10 protein-coding genes are annotated in these 16,005 nt (G+C 63.3%); 6 read left to right on the top strand and 4 right to left on the bottom strand.

From position 1 onward, the window contains the following. The 4 genes from VGU00_RS16765 to VGU00_RS16750 all read right to left on the bottom strand — a co-directional run bounded on the left by VGU00_RS16765 (position 1) and on the right by VGU00_RS16750 (position 4,379). Positions 1-783: an SDR family NAD(P)-dependent oxidoreductase gene (locus tag VGU00_RS16765; RefSeq protein ID WP_327470556.1), complete on the bottom strand. Its 783-nt coding sequence runs from the start codon at positions 781-783 to the stop codon at positions 1-3. A gap of 11 nt (positions 784-794) precedes the next feature. Continuing rightward, a complete protein-coding gene (locus VGU00_RS16760; RefSeq protein ID WP_327470554.1) occupies positions 795-2,000 on the bottom strand; it encodes an acyl-CoA dehydrogenase family protein in 1,206 nt (401 codons plus the stop codon). Continuing rightward, complete coding sequence (locus VGU00_RS16755; protein WP_327470552.1) at positions 1,997-3,091, bottom strand: acyl-CoA dehydrogenase family protein; 1,095 nt, start codon at positions 3,089-3,091, stop codon at positions 1,997-1,999. Before VGU00_RS16755 ends, VGU00_RS16760 begins: the two co-directional genes overlap by 4 nt. Positions 3,092-3,197: 106 nt before the next feature. Continuing rightward, a complete protein-coding gene (locus VGU00_RS16750; protein ID WP_327470550.1) occupies positions 3,198-4,379 on the bottom strand; it encodes an acyl-CoA dehydrogenase family protein in 1,182 nt (393 codons plus the stop codon). Positions 4,380-4,500: 121 nt separating this feature from the next. Between VGU00_RS16750 and VGU00_RS16745 the strand changes: the two genes are divergently transcribed. The 6 genes from VGU00_RS16745 to VGU00_RS16720 form a co-directional block, all read left to right on the top strand. Continuing rightward, entirely contained in the window at positions 4,501-5,481 is a 981-nt protein-coding gene (locus VGU00_RS16745) for a nitronate monooxygenase family protein (RefSeq protein ID WP_327470548.1), read from the top strand. A gap of 115 nt (positions 5,482-5,596) precedes the next feature. Then, positions 5,597-6,682, top strand: a complete 1,086-nt coding sequence (locus VGU00_RS16740) for a flavin reductase (protein WP_327470546.1) — start codon at positions 5,597-5,599, stop codon at positions 6,680-6,682. Positions 6,683-6,918: 236 nt separating this feature from the next. Next, positions 6,919-7,596 carry a response regulator transcription factor gene (locus VGU00_RS16735; protein WP_327470544.1) on the top strand — a complete coding sequence of 226 codons (678 nt, stop codon included), beginning with the start codon at positions 6,919-6,921 and terminating at the stop codon, positions 7,594-7,596. Positions 7,597-7,700: 104 nt separating this feature from the next. After that, positions 7,701-8,642, top strand: coding sequence for a sensor histidine kinase (locus VGU00_RS16730; protein ID WP_327470756.1), 942 nt, complete (start codon positions 7,701-7,703; stop codon positions 8,640-8,642). 166 nt (positions 8,643-8,808) lie between these two features. Next, positions 8,809-9,564: a response regulator transcription factor gene (locus VGU00_RS16725; RefSeq protein WP_327470542.1), complete on the top strand. Its 756-nt coding sequence runs from the start codon at positions 8,809-8,811 to the stop codon at positions 9,562-9,564. 339 nt (positions 9,565-9,903) lie between these two features. Next, positions 9,904-16,005 (top strand): peroxidase family protein (locus tag VGU00_RS16720; RefSeq protein WP_327470540.1); only part of this gene is annotated, 6,102 nt, incomplete at its 3' end.

Below are 16,005 nucleotides of genomic sequence, written 5' to 3'. Positions count from 1 at the left end.
CTAGCGGGGGGCCATCCTTATTGCGCCGTCGAGGCGGACGGCTTGGCCGTTGAAATAGGTGTTGCGAACCATCTCCATCGCGAGGCTCGCATATTCCTCGGCCTTGCCGAGCCGCTTGGGGAAGGGAACCGAGGCCTCGAGGCTTTCCTTCACCTTCGGGTTCATATTGTTGAGGAGCGGCGTGCCGAAGACGCCCGGCATGATCGAATTGACGCGGATGCCGAGGTCCATGAGGTCGCGCGCCATTGGCAGGACGAGGCCGTTCACCCCGGCCTTTGCCGAGCCGTAGATCACCTGGCCGATCTGCCCGTCCTGCGCCGCGACCGAGGCAGTCAGCACGATCGCCCCGCGTTCGCCGTCTTCCATTTCGGGAAGGGCTGCCATGCCTTCGGCCGAGATCGATGCGACGCGATAGCTCGCGGTCAATATGCCCTCGACGCCAAAGGCATAGTCGGCGGTGGGCGTACGGCGATAGCCGCCGCTTTCCTTGTCATAGGCGAGCGTCTTGCCGCGGCGCGAGGTCATCGCGCAATGGACGCAGACGCGCTCCTGGCCGTGTGCGGCGCGGGCCTTGGCATAGCCGTCGAGTACCGATTGTTCGTCGGTGATGTCGACGTGGACGAACAGGCCGCCGATCGACGCCGCCACCTCTTCGCCAAGCGCGTCGTTGATGTCGAAAATCGCGACCTTCACGCCCGAGGCAGCGAGGGCCTCGGCGGTGGCGCGACCGAGGCCCGAAGCACCTCCGGTGACGACAGCGGCGACGGTGGAATCGATCTTCATGGGGAGGCTCCTCAGGCGGGAATCTGGTTGAAAGGGACGCCCTTGTCGGGGCGATGGTCCTGCGGCAGGCCGAGGATGCGCTCGGCGATGGTATTGAGCAGGGTTTCGTCCGACCCGCCCGCGATGCGGCCCGTCGGCGCGTTGATCCAGCTCGATGCCCAATCGTCCTTCGGCGAGGCATGTTCGTCGAACGCGAAGGCGTCGGTGCCCTGCAGGTCGAGTGCGAGTTCGGACAGCTTCTGGCGCGAACGCACCGCGACCAGCTTGTTGAGCGATCCTTCGGGCCCCGGGGTCATTCCCGCCTGCATCATCAACCGGGCGCGCATGTTGATCGAATCGAGCCCGGCGCGCATCGCATGATTGCGCGCGATCTGTTGCCGGATACGTCCGTCCTCGATTGCCGGGCGACCATTCAGCTTCACCTCTTTGGCCAGTTCGACGAACAGGTCGAGGTGCGGACCGAAGCCGGCGCTATCGGTCGCGACATAACGTTCGATCATCAGCGTCGCGAGCGCGACCGCAAAGCCGCCGCCGACGGGCGACATGCGGTGGTCGTCGCTGATCTTCACATCGTCGAAGAATACCTCGTTGACGTGGCTGTCGCCGCCCGCGAGCTTGATAGGGCGCACGGTGACGCCGGGCGCCTTCATGTCGACCCAGAAATAGGTGAGCCCCTTGTGCTTGGCGACGGTCGGGTCGGTGCGCACGACGATAACACCATAGTCACTATATTGCGCCCAGCTCGTCCAGACCTTTTGACCGTTGATCTTCCAGCCGTTGCCGTCGGTCTCGGCGCGCGTACGCAGGCCCGCAAGGTCGGTGCCTCCCGACGGTTCGGAGAAAAGCTGGCACCAGATTTCCTCGCCCTGCAGGGCCTTGAGCACACGTTCCTTGACGAATTCGCGGTCGCTGCCGAATTGCATGAGGACAGGCACGGGCATGCCGAGCGAGATGCCGAAATAGACGTTGGGGAAGCCGTGCTTCATCTCCTCGCCCTCGAAAGTGATCTTTTCGATATGGCCGAGTCCTTGGCCGCCGAGGTCGGTCGGCCAGTTGATGCCGGCGTAGCCGGCGTCGAATTTCGTCTTCTGGTAACGGCGGCCGAGGGCAAGATCCTCCTCGACGCTGAGCCCCTTGCGCGCAGCCTTGCCGAAAGCGGGCGCCATCGCTTCGCACCATTCGGCAGCTTTGGCGCGATATGTTTCGAGATCGCTCATGCGACATCTCCTGCAAGCTGATCCACGAGCACGTCTTCCCAGAAGAAGCTGCTTCCCTGTTCGAGTGCGAGCGAGCGCGAGCGGCGCATGTGAAGATGCAGCCCGATCTCCCACGTCACGCCGATCCCGCCGTGGATCTGGACGCAGTCGCGCGCGGCGGTATCATAGGCTTCGGTTGCCGACAGGCGCGCGGCTGCGGCGGCGGTGATGAAATCATCCTGCCCTTCGCGCGCGGCTGCGTGGATTGCATTGGCGCGCGCCAGTTCGACGAGGCCATAAAGCTCGGCGATGCGATGCTTGATCGACTGGAAGGCGCCGATCGGCTGACCGAAGGCCTTGCGGGTCAGCGCGTAGTCGCGCGCGATTTCCATCAGCGCTTCGGCCCCGCCGGTCTGTTCGTGCGCGGTAACTACTGCCTGCAGTGCAAGGATATGGAGCGCCGCCGCGCGCGCCGCTTCGCCGATTACGAGCGGCTCCGTCGACGCGCCAGCGAACAGCAGATCCGCGACGCAGCGGCTGTTGTCGAAGCTGTCGACAGCCTTGCGTTCGATGCCGGCGAGATCGGCGATCACCAGCGCGGGAACGCCGCCGTCCTGTGCGAGAAGGATGCCGACATCGGCAAGCAGCCCGCCGGATACGCCGGGAGCCGTTCCTTCGATCTTGCCGGAATTCAATATAACCGCCGGTTGGGCGGGCAGGGCATCCGCTCCCGCCGCAAAGGCGATGGCGCCGATCGTTTCACCGCTTGCGAGGCCCGGGAGCCAGCGCGCCTTCTGCGTATCGTTGCCGTAAAGCTCGATCGCCTTGGCCGCGCCGAAGTTCGAGGTGAGAAAGGGGGCGCCGCTGAGCGTCCGACCCGCCTGATGCGCGATCAGCCCCAGCTCGACGAGACCGAGATCGAGGCCGCCATAGGCTTCGGGAAGCGCGAGCGCCGTCCAGCCCTGTTCCTTCGCGGTCGCCCAGAAACCGTCATGATATCGGCCGCTCGTCTGGAGCAGGGGCAGCAGGTCATCCTTGCTGACCCGCGCTTCGAGCGCGCGACGCGATTCGGTTGCGATTGCCTGTTGCCCTTCGTCGTACAAGATCGACATCGGCCCGATTCCTCCACCCTCAATGTTTCCGGCCATCATCCGGACGTTAACGTAAACGTCAAGTGTTTTGACGCTACGGCTCGATGGCCGTCAACTGACACCCCTGTCAGGCGAGGCCCGCCTTCCAGTCGCGGCGGATCTTCTTGGCGAGGCTCCATTTGTGAACCTCGGTCGGGCCGTCGTAGATGCGGAAGGCGCGGACCTCGCGGAACACCTGTTCGACGATCGTCCGATCGGTAACCCCTGTGCCGCCCATGACTTGCACGCAGCGGTCGGCGATGCGCATCAGCGCCTCCGACACCGCAACCTTCGCCATCGAGCTTTCGACGGTGCCGAGCGATCCGGTGTCGAGGACGCCCGCGCACCAGTCGATCATCAATTCGGCCTGCTTCAGGTCGATCATATTCTCGGCGAGCATGAAACCGACGCCCTCATGCTCGATCAGCGGCTTGCCGAATGCTTCGCGGCGATTGGCATAATCGGTCGCGATCTCGTGGGCGCGGATGCAGCAGCCGAGCCAGCGCATGCAGTGCGACAGGCGGGCAGGGGACAGGCGGACCTGCGCGTAACGGAATCCTTCGCCCGCCTCGCCGAGCATCTGGTCGGCGGGGATGCGGAGGTTGTCGATGGTCAGCGTTGCATGGCCGCCGGGCATCGAGCTGTCGATCGTGTTCGGCACGTCGTCGATGCGGATCGCGGGATCGGGCAGGTCGACGAGGAACATGCACGCACCCTGTTCGGACTTTGCCATGACGATGCCGACGCGCGCGCCCTGCGCGCCGGTGATGAAGGTCTTGCGCCCGTTCACCACCCAGTGATTGCCGTCGAGGTGACATGTCGTCTTCATCATCGACGGGTCGGACCCCGCACCGCCATCTTCGGCGGGTTCGGTCATGAAGAAGGCGGAGCGGATGCGTCCCTCGACCATCGGCTTCAGGAAACGGTCCTTGAGTTCGGGGCTGCCCTCCTTGCCGAGCAGATACATATTGCCCTCGTCGGGTGCCATTGTGTTGCACGCGAGCGGGCCGAGCGGTGAGAGGCCGCTCTTGATCAGGACGACAGCGGTTTCGCGCTGGTTGAGATGGCTGCCGTCGCCAAGGATGTGCGGCGTCAGCACGCCGGCGGCGCGCGCATGGTCGCGCATCTCCATCACGAGTTCGTCGGTCGGCGCGCCATGATGGTCGCGGCGCGGATCCTTCTCATAAGGAATGATCGTTTCGCGGACGAAATTTTCGACCTTTGCGGCAATGGCAAGCGCCCGATCCGATATGCCTTCGTGCGCCGTCATTCCGATTCCCTTCGCTATCTAACTATTTTCCTAGTCAACCCGACGTTGACGTAAGCGTCAAGTTATTTCATGGATCGGGGCGACGATGCCGTAAGGGCAGGAACGCGCAGGAGAGATCGATATGGCTTTCAAGACACGCATCACCGAAATGCTGGGTATCGAGCATCCGATCGTCCAGGGCGGGATGCAGAGCGTCGGCTACGCCGAACTTGCCAGCGCTGTGTCGAACGCGGGCGGTCTCGGCATCATCACCGCGCTGACGCAGCCATCGCCCGCCGCACTCAGCGAAGAGATCGAGCGGTGCCGCGCGATGACCGACAAGCCCTTTGGCGTGAACATGACCGTCTTTCCGACGATCAACGCGCCCGATTACAAGGCCTATGCGCAGGCGATCATCGACGGCGGGGTCAAGATCGTCGAAACCGCAGGCACGCAGGCGGTGCGCGAAATCTGGGAGATGCTGAAACCCCATGGCGTCACGATCCTCCACAAATGCACCGCGGTTCGCCACGCGCTGTCGGCCGAGCGTGCGGGCTGCGACATCATCTCGATCGACGGCTTCGAATGCGCGGGCCACCCTGGCGAGGACGATATCCCCGGCCTGATCCTGATCCCCGCCGCCGCCGACAAGGTGAAGATCCCGATGCTTGCCTCGGGCGGCTTCGGCGACGGGCGCGGCCTTGTCGCCGCATTGTCGCTCGGCGCCGAAGGCATCAACATGGGCACGCGCTTCTGCGCCACCGTCGAGGCGCCGATCCACGACAATGTGAAGCAGGCCTATATCGACAATGATGAGCGCGGCAGCTTCCTGATCTTCCGCAGCCTCAAAAACACCGCGCGCGTCGGCAAGAGCGCGGTGAGCGAAGAGGTGGTGCGGCGCCTCGCTGTGCCCGACGCGACTTTCGCCGACGTCGCCGAGCTGGTGAACGGCAAGGCAGGCCGCGAATTGCTCGAGACCGGCGACCTTGCGAAAGGCGTGTTCTGGGCAGGGATGGTGCAGGGGCTGATCCACGACATCCCGACCTGCCAGCAGCTCATCGACCGCATCATCGCCGAGGCCGACGCGATCGTCGACCAGCGGCTGGCGTCGATGCGCGCCTAATTCGCCCCCGCACGCTGGCGCGACGAGGCGGCTTTCGATATGGTCCGATTCATCACAATCTGGTCATAGCGATTGCCGCCGGGGCGACCGCCCGCCGGCGCGGCAAGGGGGATTTTTGAGCCTCATCGAATATAAGGGTTTTGGCGGCGTCGTTTTGGCGGCTGACATGCTGGGCGATGAAAATGACCCGGCGGTCCTGCTGCTCCCCGACATCGGGCAAGGCCGCGCGAGTTGGCGCGAAGTGGCCGAGGCGCTGGTGCTCTCCGGACGCCGCGTCGTCAATCTCGACCTTCGCGATGGCGCCGATCTTGCGCCGCATATCGAGGATTTGCGCGCCGTCCTTGCGCAAATGGGATCGCGGCCGGTGGTGGTCGCAGCGGGACGTGGCAGCTGGATCGCTGCGCATGCGCTCGGCCTCGATGATGGGACGCATCTCGCCGCAGGGCTTGTCCTCGTCGACATGCCCGTCGATGACGTGGCTATTGCAAGCGCCGCTGCGGCGCGCCTTGCCCTTCCAACGCTTGCCGTTCGTGGCGGCTTTTCTCCCGCGGAGGCAAGCGTCGGCAGCGACGCCTTCATCGCCGCGCTTCCGCTCGGCCAATGTGCCGAGATCAACGATTGCGATCTCGAACTCGCATCGGACCGCAAGGAAGCACTGCTGGGGCAGCTCCTCGAATTCCTCGAGCGCCGCCAGCCGCGCGAGGCGATGGAGTTCAAAGCCGGCTCTGATCCGCGCACGCTCCGTGATGCGATGGGCTGTTTCGCGACAGGGATTACGATCGTGACGGCGCTCGACGCGGCAGGGACGCCCGTCGGATTGACCGCGAACAGCTTCACATCGGTATCGCTCGACCCGCCGTTGCTGCTCATATGTATTGCCAACACCGCCGGGACGGCGCCGGCATTGCGCGACGCCGCGCATTTCGGGGTCAATGTCCTCCAGATCGGTCAGCAGCCGGTATCGAACCGGTTCGCGGCGAAGGGCGAGGACCGTTTTGCTAACCAGCCATGGGCGCCCGGCCAGACCGGCGTGCCATTGCTCGGCGGTTCGCTGGTGTCGTTCGAATGCCAGCGCGAATCGCTGCACGAGGCCGGCGACCACTTCATCCTCGTCGGGCGTGTGGTCCGCGCGCAGTTCGAGCCGCACCGCGATCCCTTGCTCTATTTTCGCGGAAAATACCGCCGTTTGCATTTCGCCTAACCATGATCAGGACCGTTATTCCGCCGGAAGACAAAAGCGGTGCTGTTTGCCGATAATTAAGTAATGATATCTGAATGCTGCCGCGGTTTTGTGCCGTTTCCGGGCAGTTTTGCCTATTGTGTCCTTACCAGCCGATTCAGAACATGCTATGCCAAGTAAATATTGGTGGGGACAAAATCGATGCATCGCGTCAGCCGACGGACGGCGCCGGGAATTGATTTTCCGGCCTTTGAGTCATGCGTGTCCTGATCGTAGAGGACAATCGCCGTTTGGCGGGGCTCATCGAGCATGGCATCGCGCAGAGCGGTTTTACCCCCGATATTGCCGAAGACCTGCATGACGCCGACGCGGCTTTGACCGAAGCAAATTATGACGCGATCATTCTCGACCTCGGCCTTCCCGACGGGGACGGCCTGAACTGGTTGCGACGCGAACGGGCGAAGCTACCGCTGCCTCCGGTCCTCATCCTTACGGCCCGCGATGCCCTGGGCGACCGGGTCGCCGGGCTTGACGCCGGCGCGGACGATTATCTGGTCAAGCCGATCGAGATCGACGAACTCGCCGCGCGCCTTCGTGCATTGTTGCGACGCCCCGGCCCGCGGAGCCAGCCGATCATCCGCGCGGGCAAGCTGGCGTTCGACGTAGCGGCGCGGGCCGCGCGAAGCGGCGATCGCGCGATCGAACTGACGCGCCGTGAAGCCGATCTGCTGGAACTGCTCATTCGGCGCGCCGGGACGGTCGTCCGGCGCTCGACGATCGAGGAAGCGCTATATCGTTTCGATGAAGCGGTGACACCCAATGCGGTCGAGGCGATCGTATCGCGGCTTCGACACAAGCTGAACGATGTCGATCATCCCGACGTGCTGATTACGGTCCGCGGGATGGGCTATCTCCTGAAAGAGGTCGGCGATTGAAGCGGCCTTTTTCGGTATCGCGGCGCCTGTCGCGTGGCTTCAGCTGGATCGGGCTGTTCGGCGGGCTCGCGCTGATCATATTCGTCAGTTTCGATGTCGAGGTGATGCTCGAACAACGATCGGATGCAGAGGGGTGGCGCGGCGAATGGCTGGAGATTGCCGAGCATGTCGTGCTGCCGCTGGTCGTGCTGATGATGCCGATGTTCCTAGCGGCGCGCTGGGTGATCCGGACGTCGCTAGAGCCGCTCGGCGTGGCAGCAGCACGCATGGACATGGTCGCCGGTACCGATCGCGGCTTTCGTCTCGACCCGGATGACCTGCCGCTCGAGGTCCAGCCCTTTGCCGGGGCGCTCAACAATCTGCTGCAGCGCCTCGACGACGTCGCCGGGCAACGTGAAGCGTTCGCGATCAACGCGGCGCACGAACTGAGGACGCCGCTCGCCATCCTGATGGGGGAATTGGACCGGCTCGGATCATCCGAGGCCTTGCGGCTGAAAAAGGATGTCGCGGCAATGAACCGGCTGGTCGGCCAGCTGATGCTGATGGCGCAAGTCGAATCCTATGTCGCGGCGCCGATCGCGCGCGATCCCGTTTCGCTTGCCGAAGTAGCGGCCGAGGTCGCGGCCCAGCTCGCGCCGCTGGCAGCAACGCAGGGGCGGCATCTCGAATTGAAGATCCATGCGGAGGTTATGGTAGCGGGGATCAGGGAAACGCTCGTCGCCGCCGTTCGCAATCTGGTCGATAATGCGCTGCGCGTGACCCCCGTGGATGGACTCGTCGTCATTTCGGTTGGTCCGGGCCCGAAAATATGTGTCGGGGATGAGGGGCCCGGCCTGTCTCCCAACGATCTCGAACGGTTGAGCAGGCGCTTTGCGCGAGCCGATCATGCCAGTGCCAGTGGAGCGGGATTGGGCCTCGCCATCGTTGCCCGGATCGTCGAAATCCATGATGCCGAGCTAGTCACCGACCCTCAGAAAAAAGAAATCTGCCTGTCATTTCAAGACCCGGACAGTGCTGATAAACAATCGCCTTCCGAACAGGGTTAATCGTCAGGTTGGCGTCAGCTTGATCCTATAGCTTAGCTTTTTTCGGTCGAGTCGTGAGTACTCGAAATGATGGTCTTCCCGCACGGGTCGCGGCGGCGGGCAGGATTTGGGCGGCGCATATTTACCGGCATATGCCACCGTAAATTGCCCGTGGGGGGGACGTTCCGTGGCGGAAGCAACCAGCGATATTCTTGTTGCGGATAATCACCCGCTTTGCCGCGAAGGGCTGACCACGCTCTTTGCGAGAAACTTCGGTTTGTCCAACATATTCGAGGCGTCGGATTTTCCGGCGGTTCTTTCCAGAATAGCGACGCGCCCGTCCATCGGGTTCGTGACGATCGACCTTGGCTTGCCGGGCTTGCACAAGAGTGATGGGCTCCGCGATCTGCGCGTCCGATATCCCGATGTCCGCGTGGTCGTCGTCGCCGCTCCGCGTGATCGCGACGTGGTTCTCGAAGCGCTCGGCGCGGGCGTCCATGGCTATATTCCCAAAGATGTATCGGTTCAGGAAATGGCCGAGGCGTTACGGAATGTGATCGCCGGGAGGATGTATGTACCGGATTTTGTTTCGGATCTGACCGCGCGGAAAGACGCCGCGACCGAGTCCGGTAGCCCCGCGAACGACGCGGCACTGACGAGCCGGCAGTTCGAAGTTTTGAACCTGCTCGCGGCCGGACGATCGAACAAGGAAATAGCGCGCCTATTGTCCATCGCCGAAGGAACGGTGAAGGTCCACATCGCCGCGGCATTTCGCATGCTGGGGGTCCATAATCGGGTCAGCGCGGCGGCGGCGATGCAGGCCAGGGCGTTCAACGACGATCCGTTCGACACCTATCTGCCTGGCATATTGGAAGAAAGGCCGGGTCAGCCGGTTTTACGGCGCAGCTTCGACACGATGCCGCAAATTTCCTATCGGCGTTAAGGCGACCATCGCTTCGCTCCTCGCGCAACGCGCTTCGCTGCGCCATTCGCGACCTGCACTTCATCCGCTTCCTGACGGCTGCGTACCGCTTCCGCGGCCTTCTCGTGGTGCCGTATATATGGAGTGCCTATATCGAATGGCCTATGTCTTCATCTGCAAAGATATAGTCATGACAAGTATAGTGCTAGCAGAAGGTAATAGCCCACCAGTCCAACTCGACGCCCGATCGCGATAAGTCATACATTCCAACCACAAGACCTGCTGATCGACTGCCGTGGAGGCGAGTCGGCGCCGGCCGGGGAGGCCGCTCTGCGCAGGTCCACTGTAGGGAGGCAAATCATGGTCACGTATATCCGCAGCGATCTCGAATTCATCCTCGATCAGATCAAGATCGCCGAGGCGCATGCAAGGTGGACGCAAGACCCCACCGATCCCCTGGGCAAGCCCTTGTTCGGACCCAATGGTTCGATTCCTTCCTATAACATCGCATGGGGTCTGCGGACCGTCGACGGGACCTATAATCACCTGCTTCCGGGCACCGAAGAGCAGGGCGCAGCCGATAATCCATTTCCGCGCCTGCTGGACCCTGTCTACCGTCCCGCGCAGGGCGGTATGCTCGACCCCGACGGTCCGGGACCCGCGCCGTCCTTTCCGACCGCACCCAATTACAATCCGTCGAACAATCCGAACAATGTCGTCATCGATTCGAGCCTGCGCACGATTTCGAACCTGCTGGTCGACCAGACGCTGAGCAACCCGGCGGCGATCATCGTGGCGCTGCAGCGCAGCGGCATCGAGGGCGACCTGATCGCGCTCGCGCAGAGCATCAAGGCCGAATATGAGCCGATCAAATCCTTCTTCAAGGATGTCGACGACGCGACCGATGCCTATGCCGAAGCGCAGGCGGCAGCCGATGCCGCGAACCCGCCCGACCCCGCGCTCGACGCCGCCGCGCTGGCGGCCTTCGCCGACCTCCAGGCCGCACAGGACGCGCTGACGGCCGTTCGCGGGCCGCTGGATGCGCTACTCGTTCCGAACGGGATCGAATTGAGCGGCGCCAATGTCGAGCTGCCGAACATCGCACCCGACGAGGGGCTCTCGGCGCCGTTCAACTCGTGGTTCACGCTGTTCGGCCAGTTCTTCGACCATGGCCTCGATCTGGTCGCCAAAGGCGGCAGCGGCACGGTGTTCATCCCGCTCCAGCCGGACGATCCGCTGTACGATCCCACCAGCCCGACCAATTTCATGGTGCTGACGCGCGCGACCACGGGGCCCGGCGCCGACGGCATCATGAACACGGCGGACGATACGCATCTTAACACCACGACGTCGTTCGTCGACCAGAACCAGACCTACACCTCGCATGCCTCGCACCAGGTTTTCCTGCGGCAATATGAGCTGAACGTCGCGGGAGATCCCGTCGCGACCGGCAAGCTGATCCAGGGCGTGAATGGCGGCATGGCCACGTGGGCCGATGTGAAAGCGCAGGCGGCGGATCTTCTTGGCATCCAGCTGCTCGACGTCGATGTCGGAAATGTTCCGCTGCTCGCGACCGATGAATATGGCAACTTCATCCGCGGACCCAACGGCTATCCGCAGATCGTCATGGCGGGCCTCAACCCCGGCGATCCACCCTTCCTTGTCGAAGGCGATCCGGCTGCCAATGGCGGGCTCGGCGTGCTCGTGGCCGGCGCGGTGCGGACCGGTCATGCCTTCCTCGCCGATATCGCGCACAATGCGGTGCCCGACGGACTCGAGGATGGCGACACCGAGATCGGCGGCAATATCCCGGCCGACGGCGAATATGACGATGAACTGCTCGACGCGCACTTCATGGCCGGCGACGGCCGCGCGAACGAGAATATCGGCCTGACCGCCGTCCATCATGTCTTCCACTCCGAGCATAACCGGCTGGTCGAACATACCAAGGCGGTCGTGCTCGCGACGGGCGATGCGGCGTTCATCGCGGAATGGCAGATGCCCGACGGTTCTTGGAATGGCGAACGCCTGTTCCAGGCCGCGAAATTCGGCACCGAGATGCAATATCAGCACCTTGTATTCGAAGAATTTGCACGCAAGATCCAGCCGGCGGTGAACACCTTCCTTGTGCCCGACGGCTTCGACATCACGCTCGATCCGTCGATCGTGGCGGAGTTTGCGCACGTCGTGTACCGCTTCGGCCATTCGATGCTGACGGAATCGATCGACCGCTTCGACACCTCTTTCAACGAAGATCATATCTCGCTGATCCAGGGCTTCCTCAATCCGCTCCAGTTCGAGAATAATGGAGGGAATGTCGGCGTCGATGCCGATATTGCAGCCGGCGCGATCATCCGCGGGATGACGCGGCAGGCAGGCAACCAGATCGACGAGTTCGTCACCAGCGCGCTGCGCAACAATTTGCTCGGATTGCCGCTCGATCTCGCCACTATCAACCTTGCGCGTGGCCGCGACACCGGCGTCCCGTCGCTCAACGCCGCGCGGGCGAGCTTCTATGAGGCGACGAACGAGGATGAACTGCTCAAGCCCTATGAAAGCTGGGTGGATTTCGCCGCCAACCTCAAGAACGAGGCGTCGATCATCAACTTCGTCGCGGCCTATGGCACGCACAGCCTGATCACGTCGCAGACCACGATCGAAGGAAAACGCGACGCGGCGCTGACGATCATCACAGGGGTAAGCACCGGCGGGCACCTCGTTCCTGCGGATCGGCTGGACTTCCTCAACGCGACCGGCGCTTATGCGGGCGGTTCGCTCGGCGGCCTCAACAATGTTGACCTGTGGATCGGCGGTCTTGCCGAAAAGACCATGCCGTTCGGCGGCATGCTCGGTTCGACCTTCAACTTCGTGTTCGAGGTCCAGATGGAAAATCTGCAGAGCGGCGACCGCTTCTATTATCTCCAGCGGCTCGACGGCCTGCACCTGTTCGGCGAGATGGAAAATAACAGCTTCGCCGCGATGATCATGCGGAACACCGATGCGACGCATCTGCCGTCCGACGTCTTCTCGACCCCGGGACTGATCCTCGAAGTCGATCCGACCCGGCAGTACAACGATCTCGACGGCGACGGGACGCTCGAGGGCGGGGACCCCGCGGGTGGAGGCATATTGACCCCGCTCGTCAGCCGCGACAATCCCGGAACGGCGGGCGCCGACACCAACTATCTGCGCTATAATGGCGGCGACCATGTCGTGCTCGGCGGGACCGAGGGCAACGACATCATGATCGGCGGGATCGGGGACGACACGCTGCACGGCGACGGCGGCAACGACCGGCTCGAAGGCGGCTTCGGCAACGATATCATCAACGGCGGTGCCGGCGACGACTTCATCAAGGACACGGGCGGCGACGACAATATCAAGGCCGGCGACGGCAATGATATCGTCCACGCGGGCCCCGGTCTCGACCTTGTCCTTGGCGGGCGTGGCAACGACTTCATCTTCCTCGGCACCGACGAGGGGTCGGAAGTGTTTGCCGGCGAGGGCGACGACTTCATCTATGGCAACAAGAATGCAGAGCGCATCCTCGGGAACGAGGGCAGCGACTGGATCGAAACCGGCACCTTCGACGGTGCGCCGGGCGACAATTTCGATGAGGTCTTTGCGCGTGACGGCATCGACGGTCACGACGTCTTCCTCGGCGATGGCGGTTTCGACGAGTTCATCGGCGAGGGAGGTCATGACATCATGGTCGGCAGCGCCGGGCGCGGCAAGATGGCCGGCATGTCGGGCTTCGACTGGGCGACCTACAAGGACAGCAACACCGGTGTGAACGCCGACCTGTCGATCCCGATCGTTTTCGACGAATCTCCGGTCATCCCTGGGAATGCCGCGCTCGATGAATATGAGAGCATGGAAGGCCTGTCGGGTTCGGCGTTCAACGATGTCCTGCGCGGCACGAACGACGATGCCGTCGCGATGGGACCGACCTCGCTGGGCGGTTCGGGCGGTTACCGCGGCAGCGCGCTCGACCAGGCCGGCATCAACCTCATCAGCGGCCTGCAGGCCGTGGTGGGCGCCGGCGTCACCTCCTTTACGGGAGGCGACATCATCCTGGGCGGCGACGGCAGCGACCTGATCGAAGGGCAGGGCGGCGACGATATCATCGACGGCGACAAATATCTGAACGTCCGCATCGGCGTGTTCCAGAACAACGACGGGACGGGCGCGCAGATCGACACCGCCAACAGCATGACCGAACTGGCGTCGGAAATGTTCAATGGTGTGTATAATGCCGGGCAGCTCCGCATCGTTCGCGAAATACTGACCGCGAACGGCGTGGGCGATATCGATATCGCGGTCTTCTCGGGCGATCTTGCCGACTATGACATCACCAACAATCCGAACGGGACGATCACCGTCGCGCACGCCCGCGGTACGCAAACCGACGGGACCGACACGCTGCGCAATATCGAGCGGATGCGCTTCGCCGATCAGGAAATCGCCGTCAATACACCGGCGACCGGCCAACCGGTGATCAGCGACACCACCCCGACCGAGGGGCAGACGCTGACGACCAATACGGCGGGCATCGCCGATGCGAACGGCCTCGGTGCGTTCAGCTATCAATGGCAGAGCTCGGCCGACGGGACGACCTGGACCAATATCGGCGGCGCGACCGGGGCGAGCTTTACGCCCGACGACAATCTGCTGACCTCGTTCGGTGATCAGGCTGGGCTGCAACTGCGCGTTGTCGTGAGCTTCACCGATGGAGCCGGGACCGGCGAAAGCGTGATTTCGGCGGCAACAGGGCCGGTCGGGGTCAACTGGGACGGGCTGCCGCTGGTCAACAATACGCTGAACGGTACGGCGGGAGACGATATCGCCGACGGGTCCAGCCCGGTGCTGGGCTTCGGCGGCAACGATACGCTCAACGGCAATGGCGGGAACGATATATTGAACGGCGCCGGCGGGACAGACACGATCAACGGCGGGACCGGCAATGACACGATCGACGGCGGCACAGGTGCCGACACGATCAATGGCGGAGCGGGTAACGACCTGATCAACCAGGTCAGCACGGCGGGCCGCGACTTCGTCGACGGTGGCAGCGATATCGATACGTTCCAGCTCAACGGCGTGGCGGGGGCCGAAACCTTCACCATCTATACGCGCGCGGCGTGGGATGCGCTGGCAGGTAACAATATCGCGGACCTCAATGCCAATACCGAGGTTGTCATCACGCGCAACGGGACGAACTTCGCCTCGGTGATCGCGCAGCTCGATAACATCGAGGAAATCCGGGTGAACACGCGGCTGGTGACGTCGCCCGGACCGGGTGGTGGCCCGGGCGGCAGCGGCGGCGACACGATCAATGTCGTCGGCAACTTCGCCGGCACGAGCCTGAACTTCAACACGATCACGGTGAACGGGGGCGAGGGCGGCGACACGATCGACATGTCGGGCCTCGAATCCGACCATCGTATCGTGTTCAAGGCGCTCGGCGGCAATGACGTCATCCTCGGCACGCTGCGGCCACAGGATGTGATCGAACTCCCGGCGGGGTCGGTGCTGACCGATTATGTGTTCAGCGCCGGACCGTCGGGAACGACGATCCTGAGCAACGGCACCCACACCATCACCTTTACCAGTGTCGGCGGGCTGCCCGAGTTCCGCGTCGCCACGGCTGACGAAGCCGCGGGCGCCGTGGTCGAGGAACCGCAGTTCGACCCGTCGGGCAACGACACGATCGTCGGAACCGACGGCGACGACATGGTCAACGGGTTCGGCGGCGCCGACACGGCGACCGGCGGTCTCGGCAACGACTGGTATTTCGTCGACAATATGGGCGACCAGGTGGTCGAGGGCGCTGGCGAGGGTACGGGGGACCGCGTCTTTGCCAGCGGCAGCTACCGCCTGACGGCCGGCGCGCAGATCGAGGTCTTTTCGACCGACAATCATAGCGGGACCGGTGCGATCAACCTGACCGGCAACGAACTTGCCAATACCATCTATGGCAATGATGGCGTGAACATCCTTGACGGGGATGTCGGCAACGACCGGCTCTATGGGCTGGGCGGCAACGACCAGCTGGTCGGCGGCGCAGGCCTCGACGTGACGGTCGGCGGTGCAGGTAACGACTGGCACTTCGTCGACAATATGGGCGACCAGGTGGTCGAGGGCGCCGGCGAAGGAACGGTCGACCGGGTGTTCGCAGGTGCAAGCTATCGGCTTGGCGTCGGCGCGCAGATCGAGATTTTCTCGACCGACAATCATAGCGGGACCGGTGCGATCAACCTGACCGGCAACGAACTTGCCAACACCATCTATGGCAATGATGGTGCCAACACGGTCGAAGGAGGTGCCGGCAACGACTATCTCTTCGGTCTCGGCGGCAACGATCGCCTGTTCGGCGGTACGGGGGTCGATGTGACCACCGGCGGTGCGGGCGACGACTGGCACTATGTCGACAATGCCGGCGATCAGGTCGTCGAAGGCGCG

The sequence above is a fragment of the Sphingopyxis sp. genome (assembly GCF_035944815.1).
Taxonomy (GTDB): Bacteria; Pseudomonadota; Alphaproteobacteria; order Sphingomonadales; family Sphingomonadaceae; genus Sphingopyxis.
Note: the sequence above shows the minus strand (reverse complement) of the source record. Positions and strands in the feature narration are given on the sequence as shown.

Coding starts and splice junctions, on each gene's coding strand:
- VGU00_RS16765 (WP_327470556.1), bottom strand. CDS start 783: ATGAAGATCGATTCCACCGTCGCCGCTGTCGTCACCGGAGGTGCTTCG.
- VGU00_RS16760 (WP_327470554.1), bottom strand. CDS start 2,000: ATGAGCGATCTCGAAACATATCGCGCCAAAGCTGCCGAATGGTGCGAA.
- VGU00_RS16735 (WP_327470544.1), top strand. CDS start 6,919: ATGCGTGTCCTGATCGTAGAGGACAATCGCCGTTTGGCGGGGCTCATC.
- VGU00_RS16755 (WP_327470552.1), bottom strand. CDS start 3,091: ATGTCGATCTTGTACGACGAAGGGCAACAGGCAATCGCAACCGAATCG.
- VGU00_RS16730 (WP_327470756.1), top strand. CDS start 7,701: ATGCTCGAACAACGATCGGATGCAGAGGGGTGGCGCGGCGAATGGCTG.
- VGU00_RS16745 (WP_327470548.1), top strand. CDS start 4,501: ATGGCTTTCAAGACACGCATCACCGAAATGCTGGGTATCGAGCATCCG.
- VGU00_RS16750 (WP_327470550.1), bottom strand. CDS start 4,379: ATGACGGCGCACGAAGGCATATCGGATCGGGCGCTTGCCATTGCCGCA.